This window comes from Bacillus sp. TL12 (assembly GCF_022625245.1).
Lineage (GTDB): Bacteria > Bacillota > Bacilli > Bacillales > Bacillaceae_G > Bacillus_A.
This window is the reverse complement of record NZ_JAJJBY010000001.1, coordinates 122695-140259: the sequence shown is the minus strand read 5'-3', so window position 1 is coordinate 140259 and position 17565 is coordinate 122695. Positions and strand designations below refer to the sequence as shown.

Genomic DNA, 17565 nt, shown 5'->3' with positions numbered 1-17565 from the left:
ATATATGTTTTCGTTATTAAATAAAAAAGTAAGCGTTTGCTATTAAGGCGTAGTGAATTGAAAAGGTTAATTTCTACATAAGTGACATACATATGATATACAAAGTCGTTCAACATTATAAAAGTGGAGGATGAATGTATATGAAGGGGGTTATTTTAGCTGGAGGAAAGGGAAGGCGTCTTAGACCATTAACATGTAATCTTCCAAAGCCAATGTTACCATTACTTGAAAAACCAGTTATGGAATACAATATTGAGTTGCTAAAGCGGCATGGCATTTATGAGATTGCAATTACAGTTCAATATATGGGTGCGGCTATCGAGCGATATTTTGGTGATGGAAGTAAATGGGGAGTGAAATTACACTATTTCGAGGATTCACCACCGCTTGGTACGGCAGGAAGCATTAAACAAGCAGAAGCGTTTTTAGATGAGCCATTTGTTGTAATTAGTGGGGATGCATTGACGGATTTTAATTTATCGAAAGGAATTGAATTTCATCAGTGTAAGAATAGGTTGGTCACGATGTTTGTGAAGGAAGTGGAAAACCCACTGTCATTTGGTTCAGTTGTTATGAATAGAGAGCATGAAATTATACGTTATATGGAAAAACCAGGTTGGAATGAAGTGATTTCAAATACTGTAAATACAGGCATTTATATTATGGATCCTCAAGTCTTTTCTTATATTTCACCAGCACAGTTTTTTGATTTTAGTCAGCATGTATTTCCTTTGTTAGAAAATAAAAAAGCGCTCTTTGGATATGAAGCGGAAGGATACTGGTTAGATATTGGTACGTTAGATCAATATCGGCAGGCTCAGTTTGATTTACTTACAAAGAAAGTGCAGGTACCAATTTCATATACGGAAGTACTACCGATGGTTTGGATGGGGGAAGGAGTAACGATTGAAAAGGGAACAAAAATGCGTGGGCCATCTTTCATTGGAGAAGGAGCGACCATTGGAGCAGGGGCGATAATTGAGCCATATTCAATTATTGGTAAGCGTAGCACTATATCAGATTATACGCACATTCAAAAAAGTATTGTTCTCGCCAATACGTATGTAGGGAAATGTTGTGAATTAGTAGAAGCGACTGTTGGAGAAAATGTGATGATTAAAGATGCTGTTACTTTATATGAGAAAAGTGTGGTAGCAGATTATTGCCAGATTGGAAAAAACACAGTGATACAACAAAATGGAAAACTATGGCCGGGTAAAGTGATTGATAGTCATTCTATTATTGCTTCGTCAGGAATTACTGAAAATGAAAAAACATCAGGTTGGTTACAAAAAAGCAGGGTAGTAGGTAGAGGAAATATAGAAATGACACCTCAAGTTGTTGTAAAAGTTGCAATGGCATATGGTTCCCTTTTTTCAAAAGGGGAGCGCATATTGGTTGGGGGATATGAAGGTGTAGAAGTTGATATTTTTAAAAAGCTATTTCTACATGCAATCCATGGTGTTGGCTTGTACACGATGGAATGTCAAGAAATGAATGATTCGGTTTTTCAATATGCAATTCATGAACTAGGGTGTGCAGGGGGCGTTTTTATTCGCTTTGAACAAGGAGAAGGAATTGTCATGCAACTATATGGTAAGGGTGGTATACGGCTATCGTATAAACAACAAAAAGAACTGGAACATTTGTATACATCAGAAGCATTTCATTATGTATATGATAAAGACATGGGGCGAAATGAAACGGTACATGTTTGTTTAGAAAAATATGTTGAATCTGTCTTAGCACATTTAGATATCGAAACGATACGAAAGCAATCATTTCACCTTCTCATTAATAAAAGAGATGAAATGATTCAGCCCGTACTTATATCCTTCTTGAAAAAACTTGGTTGTACGATTACGTGGGTTTATGCTAATGAGCAAAAAGAGCATATTAAATTGTTAATGAAATCCAGTCGAGCTCATATGGCTCTTATGTTCTATGAACACGGAAATAAATTTGAATTATATGATATTCATGGTGGAATTTACCGAAGTACAAAATATGAAGAAATCGATGTGCCTGATTTATTATTTGAAACAACAGAAAATGTTTATCCATTATCGTTAAAATTAGGAGAGTGCTACCTTCTTTTTTATATGTATAGTGAGCAGAGTGATTTTCAGATGAGATGGCAACAAGATACTTTATATCGAATTGGAAAATTATTCGAACTAACTGCTAGGCAAGGAAACACTTTGTCGATGATGTTAGAACAATCACCGCCTCTTTACTTATTATGTGATGAAGTTGTTTGTTCATGGAAAGAGAAAGGGAAGGTAATGGGAATGTTATTGAAAGATATGGAAAAAAGGGAGGTCGAAGTATTAGAGGGAATCCAGTTTAAATATACAGAAAAAGAGTGGTCTTATATTGTTTCTGATGCAAAACATCCAAAATTTCTTGTGTATTCACATGCGAGAAACCCAGTAATAGCAAAGGAAAATATGCAAACTCTTATAGAAAAAATTAGACAATATCAAAAGGTGTAGAATTTTTATTTTAAAAGTGGTATTATAGTATAGTCTGATTTAAGTTATTAGTGACTGGAGGGAAATAAGAATGCGTGTGAATATTACTCTAGCATGTACAGAATGCGGAGATCGTAACTATATCTCAAAGAAAAATAAACGTAACAACACGGAGCGCCTTGAGCTTAAAAAGTATTGCAAGCGTGACAAGAAGTCTACGTTACACCGTGAAACAAAGTAAGCAGTAGGAATATTTCCTACTGTTTCTTTTTTTACTATGGTAATATTCCTTATTGAAAGTGATGCTACATGTAAAAAATGATAGACTGTTCATAAGAACGTAATTCATTTTATGATCATAAGAATCATCTTATAGGGGGAAAAGCGTGTGAAAGAGGAGAAGGTACGTTTACGTAAGAAAATAGTAAAACAAATGAATTCTTTATCGAAAGAACAGCACAAAACTTTATCAGAACAAATCGTATTTTCTTTATATGAACAACAAGAGTGGAGAGAAGCAAAAACAATCGGGATTACTCTTTCGATGGAACATGAAGTCAATACATATGTTATTATTGAGCAAGCATGGCGAGAAGGTAAAAAGGTTGTTGTACCAAAGTGTAATAGAGAGACAAGAACAATGACGTTTCGTCAAATTACAAATTTCGATCAATTAGAAACAGTATATATGAGCTTGCGTGAACCCATTCCTGCGTTAACAGTAGAAATAGAGGCAAATGAAATTGATCTTCTTTTTGTGCCTGGAGTTGCGTATACAAGACGAGGAGAACGGATTGGGTACGGCGGTGGCTATTATGATCGTTATTTGCTGCAGTATGAAGGGAAAACGCTATCATTAGCTTTTGATTTTCAAATTGTTAGTTATATTCCAACAGAGTCTTTTGATCAAAACGTACAAAAAATTATTACAGAAAAAGAAACAATTGATTAAAATGGACTTGTATAGACAAATAAAAATTGACGAGACTTTTTCTTGTTGATTATAATAAAATATGTGAACGTTTTCTTATTATATTTCCATAATAAGTGGACATAGAGGGTGATAAAATGATATCGATTTATGATATTCAGCAATTGCTAAAAAAATTTGGAACAATCATTTACACAGGTGATCGAATCGCTGATTTACAATTGATGCAAGATGAATTGCGTGAATTAAATCAATCACAGCTGATTGAGCCAAAAGACTATCAAACAGCTTTATTTTTATTGAAGCAAGAGATTCAAAAAGAGATAAGCAAGAATTAGAAAAAGGTAGGTTAGCAAAAATGGAAGAAAAGTGGTTAGTTGGTGTTGACCTTGGCGGGACAACGATTAAATTAGCATTTATTAATGTGTACGGTGAAATTTTACATAAGTGGGAAATCCCAACGAATACAAGTGAACAAGGAAAACATATTACATTAGATGTAGCGAAAGCAATTGATAAAAAGTTAGAGGAACTAGGAGAATTAAAGAGTAAGTTAATTGGTATTGGTATGGGAGCTCCTGGGCCTGTACATGTCGCTTCTGGTATGATTTATGAAGCGGTTAATTTAGGCTGGAAAAACTATCCATTGAAAGATTTGTTAGAAGTAGAAACAGGATTACCTGTTGTGGTTGATAATGACGCAAACTTAGCGGCGCTTGGTGAAATGTGGAAAGGTGCTGGAGAAGGTGCAAAAGATTTAATTTGTATGACACTTGGAACAGGTGTTGGCGGCGGTGTAATTGCAAATGGTGAGATCGTGCATGGTGTAAGTGGTGCTGCTGGTGAAATCGGGCATATTACAGTCGAAACAGAAAATGCATTCCCTTGTAATTGCGGAAAATCTGGATGTTTAGAAACAGTAGCATCTGCAACAGGTATCGTACGTGTTGCTATGCAAAAATTACAAAATACAGATGAACCAAGTGTACTTCGCTCAATGTTAGAAGAAGAGGGGCGTATTACATCTAAAGATGTGTTTGAAGCACTTGAACAAGGTGACGCTTTAGCGGAGAAAATTGTTGAAAAAGTAGCTTCTTATTTAGGGCTAGCTGTAGCGAATCTTTCTAGTACGTTAAATCCAGAAAAGATTGTAATTGGCGGTGGTGTATCTAAGGCTGGAAATGCATTATTACAGCCAATTCAGTGCTACTTTGAACAATATGCATTTTCGCGTGCTGTTAAGAGTACGAAGTTAGCGATTGCAATGCTTGGTAATGATGCAGGTGTAATCGGCGGAGCTTGGCTTGTGAAGAAGCATAAATATGAAGTTATGAAATAAAAAGAAGAAAATCGGTGAGGACGAATCGAAATTAAGATGCGGCTACCGATATTTGTACGATAATGAGAAGAGGAAGGGAGACCCCTTCCTCTTTTTATGCATAATCTTGATGAAGAATAGAACTGTAAGTGAATTAAGTAGCAGGTGGGTACCCACTATTAAGGACAGTCATAATTGTAAACCATCCGAAAACAAGTACGGTTGCAATAGCAAAGCCGCCCGCAAGTAGATTTTTTTCACGTAATGTTCTAAGGGTTGCGAATACAGCTAACAGAGTGACTAGCGCAAAAATGATAACAAGACCCATATATGATCCCCCTCTGCTCTCTCATTCTTTCGTTTGAGTTTTTGCAATATTTCTTCTTTTTTATTGTACATGTTTTAGAAATGATTGTCGAGACAGCATCGTTTCTTTTCCTAAGGGAAGGAAATGCTGTATCATAAAAGTAAGTTTAACAACTGGAGGAGATTAAAACATGAAATGGATACAAATGCCATTAGGGCCATTACAGACAAATGCATATATTTTAAGCAATGATCAAAAAGAATGTATTATTTTTGATCCAGGTAGTGAAGGAGAGAAGCTTGTAACGTATTTACAAGAAGAACAATTAAAACCATTAGCGATTTTATTAACACATGCTCATTTCGATCATATTGGTGCAGTTGATACTGTGAGAGATGCTTTTCATATTCCGGTGTATGTACATAAAGAGGAAGCGGATTGGCTAGGTGATGGGAATATCAATGGTTCACAAATCTTTATGATGAATCGGAGTATTACAGCGAAACCAGCTGATCAGATTATTGAAGGAGAAGGAATGTTAACAATTGGATCTTTTACATTTGAAATGTTTGAGACACCAGGACATTCTCCAGGTAGTATCTCATATTACTGTAAAGAGGCAAATGCTGTATTTTCAGGAGATGTATTATTCCAAATGAGTATTGGCCGAACAGATTTACCAGGAGGAAGTTTTGCAGAATTAATTGGAAGTATTGAAGAAAAATTATTTATACTGCCAGATGAAACAGTAGTATTATGCGGACATGGGCCGGAAACAAATATTGGTTTCGAAAAAGAAAATAATCCATTTTTACAATAAGGAGCCATATGGGGATGGAGTTCATTTTAAGAAAATGGATGGAGAAAGAACAGGATTATTCGATTTCATATAGTACATACATGAACCTTGCGCTGTATGATGAGGAGTGCGGATACTATATGAAAGAACGTGAGAAGATTGGAAGAAATGGTGACTTTTTTACAAGTAGTAATATTTCTTCTGTATTTGCAAAGACATTCGCACGTTTTTTTATTAGCCTTGTCCAAAATGGAGAAATTCCTCCAAATATCTGTGAAATTGGTGGAGGGACAGGGAGACTTGCCTATGCTGTTTTACAAGAATGGAAGCAGTTCTCACCGGAGACTTTTGCAGATTTGCAGTATTCTATCGTTGAAGTGAGTCCTTTCCATAGAAAGTTGCAAAAACGTCAACTTGATTCATTTCAAAATGTTTCGCAGTATAAGTCCTATGAGGAGCTAGGTGAGGCTTTTACGGGAGTTGTTTTTTCAAATGAATTGTTTGATGCATTTCCTGTTAAAGTGGTTGAGAAGCGAGATGGAAGTTTGTATGAAGTACGGATTACGTATACAGAGGAAGGAAAGCTTGCTGAAGTATTAAGACCGATAGGAGAAAGAATAAGTAATTACCTCCGGAGACGTCATATTCAGCTTTCTGAAAGACAGCGATTTGAAGTACCAATAGCAATGGAACGCTATGTGCAAGAAGTTGCAAGATGGCTCAAGGAAGGTTTATTCATCACGGTTGATTATGGATATACAATGGCGGAGTGGATGCACCCTGCGCATCATGAAGGGAGTTTAAGAGGGTATTATAACCATAGACTCATTCGAGATCCGCTCGAGTATCCAGGTGAAATGGATATAACAACACATATTCATTGGGATGAATTGAAGGAAGTAGGAGAAGAGAGTGCTCTACATACAGTGTGGCATACAAAACAAAGGGAGTTTTTACTTGCAGCAGGTATATTAGAACAGCTTGCTAGTCATCAAGATTCCGATCCTTTTTCTGCGAAACAGAAACAAAACAGAGCGATTCGTTCTATGATTTTACATGGGGGGATGAGCGATGCGTTTGATGTTGTTATGCAAAAAAAAGGAATGTTACATTTTGATGTAAAGCGGTATTTACATATATAGAAAAAAACAAGACGCAGAATGGTTCTGCGTCTTGTTTTTTTGATACGACTTTAGGATATGTAGTATTGTATATTTTCTCTCATGATATATATTTATATTAAAGATATGAGATAGAAAATATAGAATACGCCCTTTTCTGTTTAGTTATCCCTAACCTAGTAATACACGAACAAGTTGAATGATTGTTTCATTTTCTACTTTGTAGTAAATTTCTAATCCTTTTCTTTCACTAGACACAATTTTAGCGCTTTTTAATTTTGCTAAATGCTGTGAAATTGTGGATTGTGGCATATTTAAGCCTGTGTACATTGTCGAAACATTGCTTGGACCGCGTTCGATTAATCCCTTTACAATACATAAACGAACAGGGTGAGCAAGAACTTTCAATAATTCTGCATTATTTTCGTACAGTTCCAATTCCTTTTGAAAGGTTTCTAACATGTTTTTTCCACCTCCATGCGAGCTGTTATACCCATACTATAAATACCAAAAATCTAAAGAAAAGAAAATAGTTGTTGCAGAAAAAATGTTCTAAAGTAAAGAAATTGTAAGAAAAGAGAACGTGATGTAAATAACTTCGCAAAATTTGTACGTTTTGTAACAAGAAATTTTTGATAAAAATTACTATATGTTTGAAGATACAGATACATTTATAACACGATTTTATCATGATTTTTTTGTTCTTTCAAATAAATATACTAAATTTTTAAAATAATAAGAAAAAGGGTTTTGTACTCTTATATAGAACATAGATTTTGGATGGAAAGCAGGCATATTTTAGTATAACCTGTTCGGAGATATACAAAAAAGATAAGTGGTGATGATATGATACCGTTAGCGAAACAATCTGATGCTGAATCAATTATTAATATTCGAAAAGAAATTATTTTATCGGCAGCTACGACAAAATTTTTTATATCTTCTCCAAGTGAAATCCTCGTAATATCAACAAAGAAAGAGAAAAAATACAGAAAAGTGTTGAAGAAGGTAATCTTTATATAGTGATTGAGATGGGGAATAAAGTGGTTGGTTTTCTTATTTTTAGTCGCTACAAACAAGAACGCTTACAACATGCAGGAACAATGGGAATGGGGATTAAAGAAACATATTGCAATCAAGGAATCGGAACGAAACTCATACAATTTCTTATTCATTGGGCAAAAAGGCAGGAAGGTTTAGAGAAAATTTGTTTAGGGGTTGTTTCCGTTAATGATCGGGCCATTAAAGTCTATGAGCGCACGGGTTTTAGAGAAGAAGGTAGGCAGAGAAAGTAAGTGAAATATGAAGACGGTTCCTATGGAGATGACATATTAATGGCGTATTATCTTTAACAGAAGGACGCATATATGAATTAAGTAATAAAGAAGGATAGACCAGATGGATGTAATCAGTCTATCCTTTTTATGTGATATTGGCTGGGAATTGTTTTATGCATTCACAGGTTCTTCGACATAAGAAAGTGCATTTTCAAAATCAGCAATTAAATCATCTACATTTTCAAGGCCAACTGATAAACGGAGCAATGAATTAGAAATCCCTCTTTCATCACGTGCTTCTTGTGATAGTGCTGCATGTGACATTTTTGCAGGGTAAGAAAGGATGGATTCCACAGCTCCTAAACTTACTGCAAAGACAGGAAGTTTAACTTGAGATAAAAATTGTCGCAAAGCATCTTCAGATTGAAGCGTGAAAGATAAAACAGCACCGGCAGATTGGGCTTGTGTTTGTTGTATGTCATAGCCTAGGTGTGATTGCAATCCAGGGTAATACACATTTTGAATTTTTGAGTGTTTTTGTAAGTAATGAGCAATTTTATTTGCATTTGTTGCTGAGTGTCCGAGGCGTACGTGTAATGTTTTCAGGCCGCGAAGAACGAGAGAACAATCTTGTGGCCCTAATATAGCGCCAAATGCATTTTGTAAGAAACCAAGTTTTTGAGCGAGTTCCTTATCCTTTACAACCGCTAATCCGGCTGTAACATCACTGTGACCAGCAATAAACTTTGTTGCGCTATGAAGTACAACATCCGCTCCTAGTTCAAGTGGTTTTTGGAATAATGGTGTTAAAAATGTGTTATCAACAAACGTAAGTGCCCCGGAAGATTTTGCTAATTCGCAAACGGCACGAATGTCGGTTACTTTTAACAATGGGTTAGATGGTGTTTCAATGTAAAAGACTTTTGTATTTGGTCTAATGCTTTGTTTTACTTCTTCTAAATTCGTCATGTCAACGAATGTATGTGAAATTCCGTAACGAGACAGAACTTCTGTTACAATACGATACGTTCCCCCATATACATCTTCTGAAATGAGAACATGATCACCTTGTGAAAGAAGGAGGAAGGCAGTAGAAATCGCTGCAATTCCAGATGCAAAGGCAAATCCTTTTGTTCCCCCTTCTAATAAAGCGATTATGTCCTCAAGTGCTTCACGTGTTGGATTTCCAGAGCGACTATAGTCGTATTTACCAAATGTATCTACATTAAATTGATGAAATGTTGATGTATTATAGATGGGAACGTTAACCGCGCCTGTTTGTGAATCATGTTTATAGTGGTTATGAAGTAAGAGTGTATCTAAAGAATAACTCATATTCTCACACCTTCTTTTACATGTTTAATAGCCTGCTTTAAGTCTTGAATTAAATCATCACCATTTTCAATACCTACAGAAAAACGGAGGAGACGATTACATACGCCGCGTGCTGTACGCACTTCTTCTGGAATATCTGCATGTGTTTGTGTTGCTGGATATGTCATTAAACTTTCAACTCCGCCAAGGCTTTCTGCAAAGGTAATTAAGGATAAAGATTGTAAGAAAGGATTTATCCATTTTTCATCGCGAAGACGAAATGAAATCATGCCACCTCTTCCTGGATAAAAAACATCGGTTACACCATCTTCCTCGTTTAAATAAGAAACGATGTTCTTTGCATTTTCTTCATGTTGTTTCATACGAAGAGCTAATGTTTTCATCCCGCGAATTAATAACCACGAATCAAACGGACTTAATACAGCACCAGAAGCGTTATGATAGTGGGCAAGTTCTTCACAAAGCGCTTGACCTTTTGCAATGACAAGTCCGCTTAATACATCATTATGGCCACCTAAATATTTTGTGGCGCTATGAAGAACAATGTCTGCTCCTTCTGTTAATGGTTGTTGTATATAGGGAGTGTAGAAAGTATTATCTACAATAAGAAGGACTCCGTGTCGTTTGGCAACAGTTGCGACAGCTGCGATATCAGTAACTTGCATTAATGGATTGGTTGGAGTTTCTATAAAAATAGCTTTCGTTTGAGAAGTAATGGCTTGTTCTATTTGTTTTATAGATTGTGTATTTACGTATCTACATCGAATATTCCATTTCTCCTCATGTTCTGAAAATAACCGATAGGTTCCCCCATATAAGTCTTCTGATACGATAAGTTCATCTCCAGACCGGAATAAAGACAGAACAAGAAGAACCGCTGCCATTCCCGAACTACAGGCATATCCTTGTTCCCCTTCTTCTAAATCAGCAATTGCGCGTTCTAAAAGGCCGCGTGTTGGGTTTCCAGTTCGTGAATAGTCGAAACCTGTTGATTTTCCGATTCCTTCATGACGATAAGCTGTTGAAAAGTAAACAGGGGGATTAACCGTTCCTGTAGTCGTTTCGCTTCGATTCCCGATTTGAGCTAGTTTTGTTTCAATTGTTGACATGTTGAATTCCTCCTTGATAAAAAATAAAAAAAGCCTTCTAAGAAGAAGGCTTTCATGCGAATATAGTCTTCTTCTTATCTGTCAAATCTTTTCACAATTTGCTGGAATTAGCACCTTATTAACGAACATGTTAATGGTTGCTGAGGTGTCATAGGGCCAGTCCCTCTACCTCTCTAGATAAGAATAATTTGTATGAAATTTTATTATGCTTTTAACTTTACAATAAAAGATAATTGAATTGCAACTTTATTTTAAATGTTTTTTATTTTCCTTTTAATTTCATTGACTTTTAGTTTGTCCCATGATAAGTTTATTAGAAAATTAACAAAGATTGTTAAAAGGTACACGTATTTCCTTTTAAAAAATAAATGAATAATTAAGATAAACTCTTATTGAGAGCGGTGGAGGGAAAGGCCCTGTGAAACCCGGCAACCTTCAAACGAAATGTTTGAAACGGTGCTAATACCTGCAGAACAATTTGTTTTGCATGATAAGAGGAGGATTGATGATGTCCCCCTCTTCAAGGTGAAGAGGGGGTTTTTATATTGATAGAAAAGAGGGAGACAAGTGAAAATTCTAGATTTATTATCAAAAGGGATTATTATCGGTGATGGAGCAGTTGGTACATTATTACATTCTCATGGTTTGCAAAGTAGTTTTGAAGAATTAAATCTATCAGATCCAGATTTAATTATATCTATTCATAAACAATATGTAGCTGCCGGTGCAGATATTATTCAAACAAATACATATGGTGCAAATGAAGCAAAATTGCGCATGTATGGTTTAGAAAATCAGGTTACCAAAATTAATAAAGCAGCAGTAAAGCTTGCAAAAGCAGCCGTGACAGACAAGAATGCTATTTTAGGGACGATTGGTGGTATGAAGCATATTGGAGCCGTTACAACGACTGATATGGAACGGGAATTTATGCTACTTGAGCAGGCCGAGGCATTATTAGAAGAAAAGGTTGATGGATTATTATTAGAAACATTTTATGATGAATTCGAATTGCTACATGCGGTGAAAGTACTGCGAAAACAAACAGATATTCCAATTATTGCACAGTTAGCTCTTCATGAAGCAGGCACAACCCAAAATGGGAATGATGTAAATGAAATATTAAAACAGCTTTTAGATTACGGTGCAAATGTAGTCGGTTTAAACTGTCAGTTAGGACCGCTTCATATGACGGAAGCTTTCAAAATGATATCGATTCCGAAAAATGGGTATTTGTCAGCTTATCCAAATGCAGGCCTTCCAAACTATGTAGAAGGGCGTTACATATATGAAGGAAGTCCTGCTTATTTTGAAGAGATGACACCGAAATTTATTGAACAAGGTATTCGCTTGTTAGGGGGATGTTGTGGTACAACGCCAGCACATATCGAAGCGATGAAGCGTGCGATTACAAATGTAACGCCTGTTACAGAAAAACAAATCGCTCAAAGACAACAAGTGGTTCCTATGCAAACAAAACGTGCTAGCACCCATGTTACTCTTGCGGAAAAAGCGAAGAAGCAAACAACAGTTGTTGTTGAACTAGATCCCCCAAAAACATTAGATACGCAGCGTTTTTTTGAAGGGGCAAGGGCATTGAAAAGAGCGGGAGCAGATGCGATTACGTTAGCAGATAACTCGTTAGCATCTCCGCGCATTTCAAATATGGCAATGGGGGCATTATTAACGAAGCACGATATTCCAGTGCTGACGCATTTAACGTGCCGTGACCATAATGTGATTGGCCTACAATCCCATTTACTTGGTTTATCAGCTTTAGGAATGGAAGAAGTGTTAGCTTTAACAGGTGATCCAGCTCGTGTTGGTGATTTTCCAGGAGCGACGTCTGTATATGATTTATCTTCTATTGAATTAATTAAAATGATTAAGGAAATGAACGATGGACGTTCTATTTTAGGGAAATCGATTGGTTCTGCGACAAGATTCTCTGTTGGAGGAGCTTTTAACCCGCATGTGAGGCATTTAAAAGCAGCGGTGAAGCGGATGGAGAGAAAAGTTGCAGCTGGTGCAGAGTATTTCTTAACACAGCCCATTTACGATGTAGATTTAATTGAAGAAGTATACGAGGCGACAAATCACTTAGAACAGCCGATTTTTATTGGTATTATGCCTTTAGTAAGTAAGCGGAATGCTGACTTTCTTCATTTTGAGGTGCCAGGCATTACATTGCCCGAAGAAGTGAGACAACGAATGGATGGACACGATACGCAAGAATCTGCAATTGAAGAAGGGATTCGCATTTCACAAGAGTTAATTGACGCTGCGATGAAATACTTTAACGGTATTTATCTCATTACACCATTTTTGAAATATGAAATTACAGAAAATCTCGTTAAGTATGTAAAAGAAAAGCAAGAAGTGAAAGAAGGAGTCAACTGATGAGACCGATAGAAGAGAGATTACAAAATGATATTTTAATATTAGATGGTGCCATGGGAACGATGATTCAGCAGGCAGATTTAACTGCAGAAGATTTTGGCGGCGAAGAATATGAAGGATGTAATGAATACTTAGTAAAAACAAGACCAGATGTTATTTTAGATATCCATAAAGCTTATATTGAAGCAGGAGTGGATATTATTGAAACAAATACGTTTGGTGCTACGAATATTGTATTACATGATTACGAGTTATCTCATTTAGATGAAGAGTTGAATGAAAGAGCGGCATTTCTAGCAAAACAAGCGGTAAAGGAGTGTGGTAAAGAAATATATGTAGCTGGTGCTATGGGGCCGACGACAAAAGCAATTAGTGTAACTGGTGGTGTAACCTTCGAAGGATTAATTGAGGCATACACTAGGCAAGCTAGGGGATTATTACGGGGCGGCGTTGATGTATTGCTTGTAGAGACGAGCCAAGATATGCGTAACGTGAAAGCGGCGTATTTAGGGATACAACAAGCATTCACAGAAGCGAATCATACGGTCCCGCTTATGATTTCAGGAACGATTGAGCCGATGGGGACGACGTTAGCGGGGCAAACAATCGAGGCGTTTTATTTATCAGTTGAGCATATGAAACCATTATCTGTCGGATTAAATTGTGCGACAGGACCAGAATTTATGCGTGAACATATTCGTTCTTTATCAGATCTCTCAGAGTGTTATATTTCTTGTTATCCAAATGCCGGTCTTCCAGACGAGGATGGACATTATCATGAGTCACCAACTTCACTTGCAGAGAAGGTGAAACAGTTTGCTGAAGAAGGCTGGATTAATATTATTGGTGGTTGCTGCGGGACGACACCTGATCATATACGAGCGATAAAAGATTCACTTGAGTCTCTCAAACCACGTGAAAATCATGAGCGAGAAGGTCATGGGATTAGTGGTTTAGAAGCATTGCAATATGATGATTCTATGAGGCCGTTATTCGTTGGTGAGAGAACAAATGTTATTGGGTCAAGAAAGTTTAAACGATTAGTAGCTGAAGGGAATTTTGAGGAGGCTGCTGAGATTGCAAGGGTGCAAGTGAAGAAAAATGCTCACATTATTGATATTTGTATGGCTGATCCAGATCGTGATGAAGTGGAAGATATGGAGAGTTTTTTGGCAGAAGTAACGAAAGTATTAAAGGTTCCCATTATGATAGATTCAACGGATGAAAATGTAATGGCGAAAGCTCTCACGTACATACAAGGGAAAGGTGTCATTAATTCTATTAATTTAGAAAACGGAGAAGAGCGATTCGAGAAAGTGACGCCACTTCTCCGGAAATATGGTGCGGCAATTGTAGTTGGGACGATTGATGAAGATGGCATGGCAGTTAGTGCAGAAAGAAAGTTAGAAATCGCAAAAAGAAGTTACGATTTATTAACGAAGAAATACGGTATACGCCCATCGGATATTATTTTTGATGCGCTTGTTTTTCCGGTCGGAACTGGTGATGAAGAATATATCGGTTCAGCAGCAGCAACGATTGAAGGAATTCGCCTTATTAAAGAAGCTTTGCCAGAGTGCTTAACGATTTTAGGAGTAAGTAATATATCGTTTGGGTTACCGCCAGCTGGTCGAGAAGTGCTAAACTCGGTCTTTTTATATCATGCAACAAAGGCTGGGCTTGATTATGCGATTGTAAATACTGAAAAACTAGAGCGCTATGCATCCATTCCAGAAGAGGAAAAAGAGCTCGCAGATGCACTCTTATTCGAAACAACGAAAGAAACACTAGAAGAATTTACAAACTTTTATCGGGTTGCGAAGAAAAAAGAAACGGTCATACAAGAAACATTAACGCTTGATGAAAGATTAGCAAATTACATTGTAGAAGGAACGAAGCAGGGATTGCATGAAGATTTAAGTCTCGCACTAACAGAAGGAAGAAAGCCACTTGATATTATTAATGGTCCGCTTATGACCGGGATGGATGAAGTAGGTCGTTTGTTTAATAACAATGAGCTAATTGTTGCTGAAGTCTTGCAAAGTGCAGAAAGTATGAAAGCAGCTGTAGCATATTTGGAGCCTTATATGGAATCTAGTGATAGTGCGAAAAAAGGAAAAGTATTGCTAGCAACTGTAAAAGGTGATGTACATGATATTGGAAAAACCTGGTAGAAATTATTTTATCTAATAATGGCTATGATATTGTCAATTTAGGAATCAATGTCCGCTCTGATCGCATTGTTCAAGAAGTGAAAGAAAAGAAACCAGATATTATCGGGCTTTCTGGATTATTAGTAAAATCAGCGCAACAAATGGTAGCAACGGCTGAAGATTTACAAGCGGCAAATATTGATATTCCAATTGTTGTTGGGGGGGCGGCGCTAACGAGAAAATTTACAGAAAATCGTATTTCACCTTCCTATGGTGGACTTGTAATGTATGCAAGCGATGCAATGTCAGGGCTTGATCTGATCAATCGATTACAAAAAGAAGAAGAGAGAGAACAGATGAAGTTGGATAAAAAAAATCGCCATCTTCATATTGTGAAAGAAGAGAAGAAAAAAGTAGAGGTTATACCAACAGTCATTGAACCGTTGCCACAAGCGAAAGTTATGATACCAGATTCAACAAAGCGGGTCGTACTTCGTGATATCCCAGTTTCGCATCTTGCACCATTCTTAAATAGACAAATGTTAATTGGACATCACCTTGGCTTAAAAGGAAATGTGAAAAAGTTATTAAAAGAAGGTGATAAGAGGGCGCATGAATTAAACAATTTAATTGATGAATTGTTGCAAGAAGGGCAGTCTTGGCTAAAGCCAAAAGCTGTTTATCAATTTTTCCCTGCCCAAAGTGATGGACAAACGATCATTATTTATAATCCAGAAGACCATACACGTGTGTTAGAGCGTTTTTCATTCCCAAGACAAGGGAAAGCACCGTACCGTACATTAGGAGATTATTTAAGGCCAGTCGGAGATGAAATGGATTATGTCGCCTTTTTATCTGTTACAGTTGGGCAAGGTGTTCGTGATATTGCGGAGGAGTGGAAAGAGAAAGGGGATTATTTACGCAGTCATACTATCCAATCACTAGCATTGGAACTCGCAGAAGGTCTTGCTGAAAAAACACATATGTTAATTCGTGATCGCTTTGGAATTCCAGATTCACCGGAGATGACGATGGAAGAACGATTCCGTACGAAATATCAGGGGATTCGCGTTTCTTTTGGCTATCCAGCTTGTCCAGAGCTTGCTGATCAAGAAAAACTATTTCGCTTAATTCAACCAGAAGAAATTGGAATTTCACTAACAGAAGGATTTATGATGGAGCCGGAAGCATCTGTAACGGCAATGGTATTTGCTCACCCCGAAGCACGGTATTTTAGTGTACTATAGTGTAGAAGGGGGAGGAGTATGAAAAGAATAGTCTTTACAGGCGGTGGATCAGCTGGACATGTGACACCTAATTTGGCGATTATTCCACATTTACAAGAAAAGGGTTGGGATATTTCGTATATTGGTTCCCATCAAGGAATTGAAAAAACAATTATCGAGAACGAAGGAATCCCGTACTATAGTATAGCGAGCGGAAAGTTACGCCGTTATTTTGATTTGAAAAATATAAAAGATCCTTTTCTTGTTATGAAGGGCGTTATGGATGCCTATGTGCGAATACGAAAGTTAAAACCAGATGTTATTTTTTCAAAGGGTGGTTTTGTCTCTGTACCAGTAGTAATTGGCGGATGGCTAAATCGTGTTCCAGTCTTGTTACATGAATCGGATATGACACCAGGACTAGCGAATAAAATTGCACTCCGTTTTGCTTCGAAAATATTTGTTACATTTGAAGAAGCTGCGCAGCATTTGCCGAAAGAAAAGGTGATGTATACGGGATCACCTGTGAGGGAAGAAGTGTTGCGTGGGAATCGTGAAAAAGGGTTACACTTTCTAGGGTTCCATGCTAGAAAACCAGTCATCACAGTTATGGGCGGGAGCCTAGGAGCAAAGAAAATCAATGAAACAGTACGAGAAGCATTGCCAGATCTTCTTAAAAATTATCAAGTTGTTCACTTATGCGGAAAAGGGAATCTAGATGAGACGTTACAAGGCGTGACAGGGTATAGACAATTTGAATATGTACACGGTGAATTACCAGATGTATTAGGGGCAACGGATTTTGTCATCTCACGTGCTGGATCAAATGCAATTTTTGAATTTTTAACACTGCAAAAACCGATGATTTTAATTCCATTACCGAAAGCTTCAAGTCGCGGTGATCAAATTTTGAATGCACAATCGTTTGAAAGACAAGGATATGCATCCGTTTTATATGAAGAAGATATAACAGTACAATCCCTTTTAGCGCATGTAGAAGAGCTAAATCATAATTGTGTGAAGTATAAAAAAGAATTAAAGAAGTATAGTGGGAAAGAAGCAGTACAGACCATTATAAAATGTATTACAGAGGCATGATTTCTAAAAAATCATGT

Annotated in this window: 13 protein-coding genes, 2 pseudogenes and 2 riboswitches; of the genes and pseudogenes, 11 read left to right on the top strand and 4 right to left on the bottom strand. The window is 36.9% G+C overall.

What is annotated here, in order from left to right:
• The first annotated feature begins 140 nt into the window (after window positions 1–140).
• The 5 genes from LOK41_RS00815 to glcK all read left to right on the top strand — a co-directional run bounded on the left by LOK41_RS00815 (window position 141) and on the right by glcK (window position 4744).
• A complete protein-coding gene (locus LOK41_RS00815; RefSeq protein ID WP_241814782.1) occupies window positions 141–2495 on the top strand; it encodes a sugar phosphate nucleotidyltransferase in 2355 nt (784 codons plus the stop codon).
• A gap of 70 nt (window positions 2496–2565) precedes the next feature.
• Window positions 2566–2715, top strand: a complete 150-nt coding sequence (rpmG, locus tag LOK41_RS00810; protein ID WP_001265618.1) for a 50S ribosomal protein L33 — start codon at window positions 2566–2568, stop codon at window positions 2713–2715.
• A gap of 147 nt (window positions 2716–2862) precedes the next feature.
• Window positions 2863–3426 carry a 5-formyltetrahydrofolate cyclo-ligase gene (locus LOK41_RS00805; protein ID WP_241814781.1) on the top strand — a complete coding sequence of 188 codons (564 nt, stop codon included), beginning with the start codon at window positions 2863–2865 and terminating at the stop codon, window positions 3424–3426.
• Between the two features lie 116 nt (window positions 3427–3542).
• Window positions 3543–3743 carry a YqgQ family protein gene (locus LOK41_RS00800; protein ID WP_174099000.1) on the top strand — a complete coding sequence of 67 codons (201 nt, stop codon included), beginning with the start codon at window positions 3543–3545 and terminating at the stop codon, window positions 3741–3743.
• A gap of 20 nt (window positions 3744–3763) precedes the next feature.
• The gene (gene glcK / locus LOK41_RS00795) at window positions 3764–4744 is read left to right on the top strand and encodes a glucokinase (RefSeq protein WP_241814780.1); all 981 of its coding nucleotides are present in this window, start codon (window positions 3764–3766) and stop codon (window positions 4742–4744) included.
• Between the two features lie 133 nt (window positions 4745–4877).
• Here glcK and LOK41_RS00790 read toward each other — a convergent pair whose 3' ends face one another.
• Complete coding sequence (locus tag LOK41_RS00790) at window positions 4878–5051, bottom strand: DUF2759 domain-containing protein (protein ID WP_000524848.1); 174 nt, start codon at window positions 5049–5051, stop codon at window positions 4878–4880.
• A 169-nt stretch (window positions 5052–5220) separates the two neighbouring features.
• On the opposite strand from LOK41_RS00790, the gene LOK41_RS00785 reads away from it, so the two are divergent.
• Window positions 5221–5850, top strand: coding sequence for an MBL fold metallo-hydrolase (locus tag LOK41_RS00785; RefSeq protein WP_241814779.1), 630 nt, complete (start codon window positions 5221–5223; stop codon window positions 5848–5850).
• An 8-nt stretch (window positions 5851–5858) separates the two neighbouring features.
• Entirely contained in the window at window positions 5859–6971 is a 1113-nt protein-coding gene (locus tag LOK41_RS00780; RefSeq protein ID WP_241814778.1) for a class I SAM-dependent methyltransferase, read from the top strand.
• Window positions 6972–7121: 150 nt separating this feature from the next.
• On the opposite strand, the gene LOK41_RS00775 is transcribed toward LOK41_RS00780, so the two are convergent.
• The gene (locus LOK41_RS00775) at window positions 7122–7412 is read right to left on the bottom strand and encodes an ArsR/SmtB family transcription factor (protein ID WP_000894376.1); all 291 of its coding nucleotides are present in this window, start codon (window positions 7410–7412) and stop codon (window positions 7122–7124) included.
• A 384-nt stretch (window positions 7413–7796) separates the two neighbouring features.
• Between LOK41_RS00775 and LOK41_RS00770 the strand changes: the two are divergent.
• Window positions 7797–8245: pseudogene (locus tag LOK41_RS00770) on the top strand (N-acetyltransferase family protein).
• A gap of 153 nt (window positions 8246–8398) precedes the next feature.
• On the opposite strand, the gene metC reads toward LOK41_RS00770, so the two are convergent.
• Together metC and LOK41_RS00760 are read right to left on the bottom strand one after the other, a co-directional pair.
• The gene (gene metC / locus LOK41_RS00765) at window positions 8399–9562 is read right to left on the bottom strand and encodes a cystathionine beta-lyase (protein WP_241814777.1); all 1164 of its coding nucleotides are present in this window, start codon (window positions 9560–9562) and stop codon (window positions 8399–8401) included.
• Complete coding sequence (locus LOK41_RS00760; protein WP_241814776.1) at window positions 9559–10671, bottom strand: methionine biosynthesis PLP-dependent protein; 1113 nt, start codon at window positions 10669–10671, stop codon at window positions 9559–9561. The genes metC and LOK41_RS00760 overlap by 4 nt, the downstream gene beginning before the upstream one ends.
• Before the next feature lie 71 nt (window positions 10672–10742).
• Window positions 10743–10855: riboswitch (SAM riboswitch) on the bottom strand.
• A gap of 202 nt (window positions 10856–11057) precedes the next feature.
• Window positions 11058–11168, top strand: a riboswitch (SAM riboswitch).
• Between the two features lie 70 nt (window positions 11169–11238).
• On the opposite strand from LOK41_RS00760, the gene LOK41_RS00755 reads away from it, so the two are divergent.
• From LOK41_RS00755 to LOK41_RS00745, 3 genes and pseudogenes are all read left to right on the top strand, one after another.
• Complete coding sequence (locus LOK41_RS00755) at window positions 11239–13071, top strand: bifunctional homocysteine S-methyltransferase/methylenetetrahydrofolate reductase (protein ID WP_241814775.1); 1833 nt, start codon at window positions 11239–11241, stop codon at window positions 13069–13071.
• Window positions 13071–16471, top strand: a pseudogene (gene metH / locus LOK41_RS00750) (methionine synthase). The gene LOK41_RS00755 and the pseudogene metH overlap by 1 nt, the downstream one beginning before the upstream one ends.
• 18 nt (window positions 16472–16489) lie before the next feature.
• Complete coding sequence (locus LOK41_RS00745) at window positions 16490–17548, top strand: undecaprenyldiphospho-muramoylpentapeptide beta-N-acetylglucosaminyltransferase (RefSeq protein ID WP_241814774.1); 1059 nt, start codon at window positions 16490–16492, stop codon at window positions 17546–17548.
• Window positions 17549–17565 lie beyond the last annotated feature (17 nt).

Excerpts from the sequence above, each read along its gene's own strand:
- LOK41_RS00815 (WP_241814782.1), top strand. The coding sequence starts at position 141 with ATGAAGGGGGTTATTTTAGCTGGAGGAAAGGGAAGGCGTCTTAGACCA.
- rpmG (WP_001265618.1), top strand. The coding sequence starts at position 2,566 with ATGCGTGTGAATATTACTCTAGCATGTACAGAATGCGGAGATCGTAAC.
- LOK41_RS00800 (WP_174099000.1), top strand. The coding sequence starts at position 3,543 with ATGATATCGATTTATGATATTCAGCAATTGCTAAAAAAATTTGGAACA.
- glcK (WP_241814780.1), top strand. The coding sequence starts at position 3,764 with ATGGAAGAAAAGTGGTTAGTTGGTGTTGACCTTGGCGGGACAACGATT.
- LOK41_RS00790 (WP_000524848.1), bottom strand. The coding sequence starts at position 5,051 with ATGGGTCTTGTTATCATTTTTGCGCTAGTCACTCTGTTAGCTGTATTC.
- LOK41_RS00785 (WP_241814779.1), top strand. The coding sequence starts at position 5,221 with ATGAAATGGATACAAATGCCATTAGGGCCATTACAGACAAATGCATAT.
- LOK41_RS00780 (WP_241814778.1), top strand. The coding sequence starts at position 5,859 with ATGGGGATGGAGTTCATTTTAAGAAAATGGATGGAGAAAGAACAGGAT.
- LOK41_RS00775 (WP_000894376.1), bottom strand. The coding sequence starts at position 7,412 with ATGTTAGAAACCTTTCAAAAGGAATTGGAACTGTACGAAAATAATGCA.
- metC (WP_241814777.1), bottom strand. The coding sequence starts at position 9,562 with ATGAGTTATTCTTTAGATACACTCTTACTTCATAACCACTATAAACAT.
- LOK41_RS00760 (WP_241814776.1), bottom strand. The coding sequence starts at position 10,671 with ATGTCAACAATTGAAACAAAACTAGCTCAAATCGGGAATCGAAGCGAA.
- LOK41_RS00745 (WP_241814774.1), top strand. The coding sequence starts at position 16,490 with ATGAAAAGAATAGTCTTTACAGGCGGTGGATCAGCTGGACATGTGACA.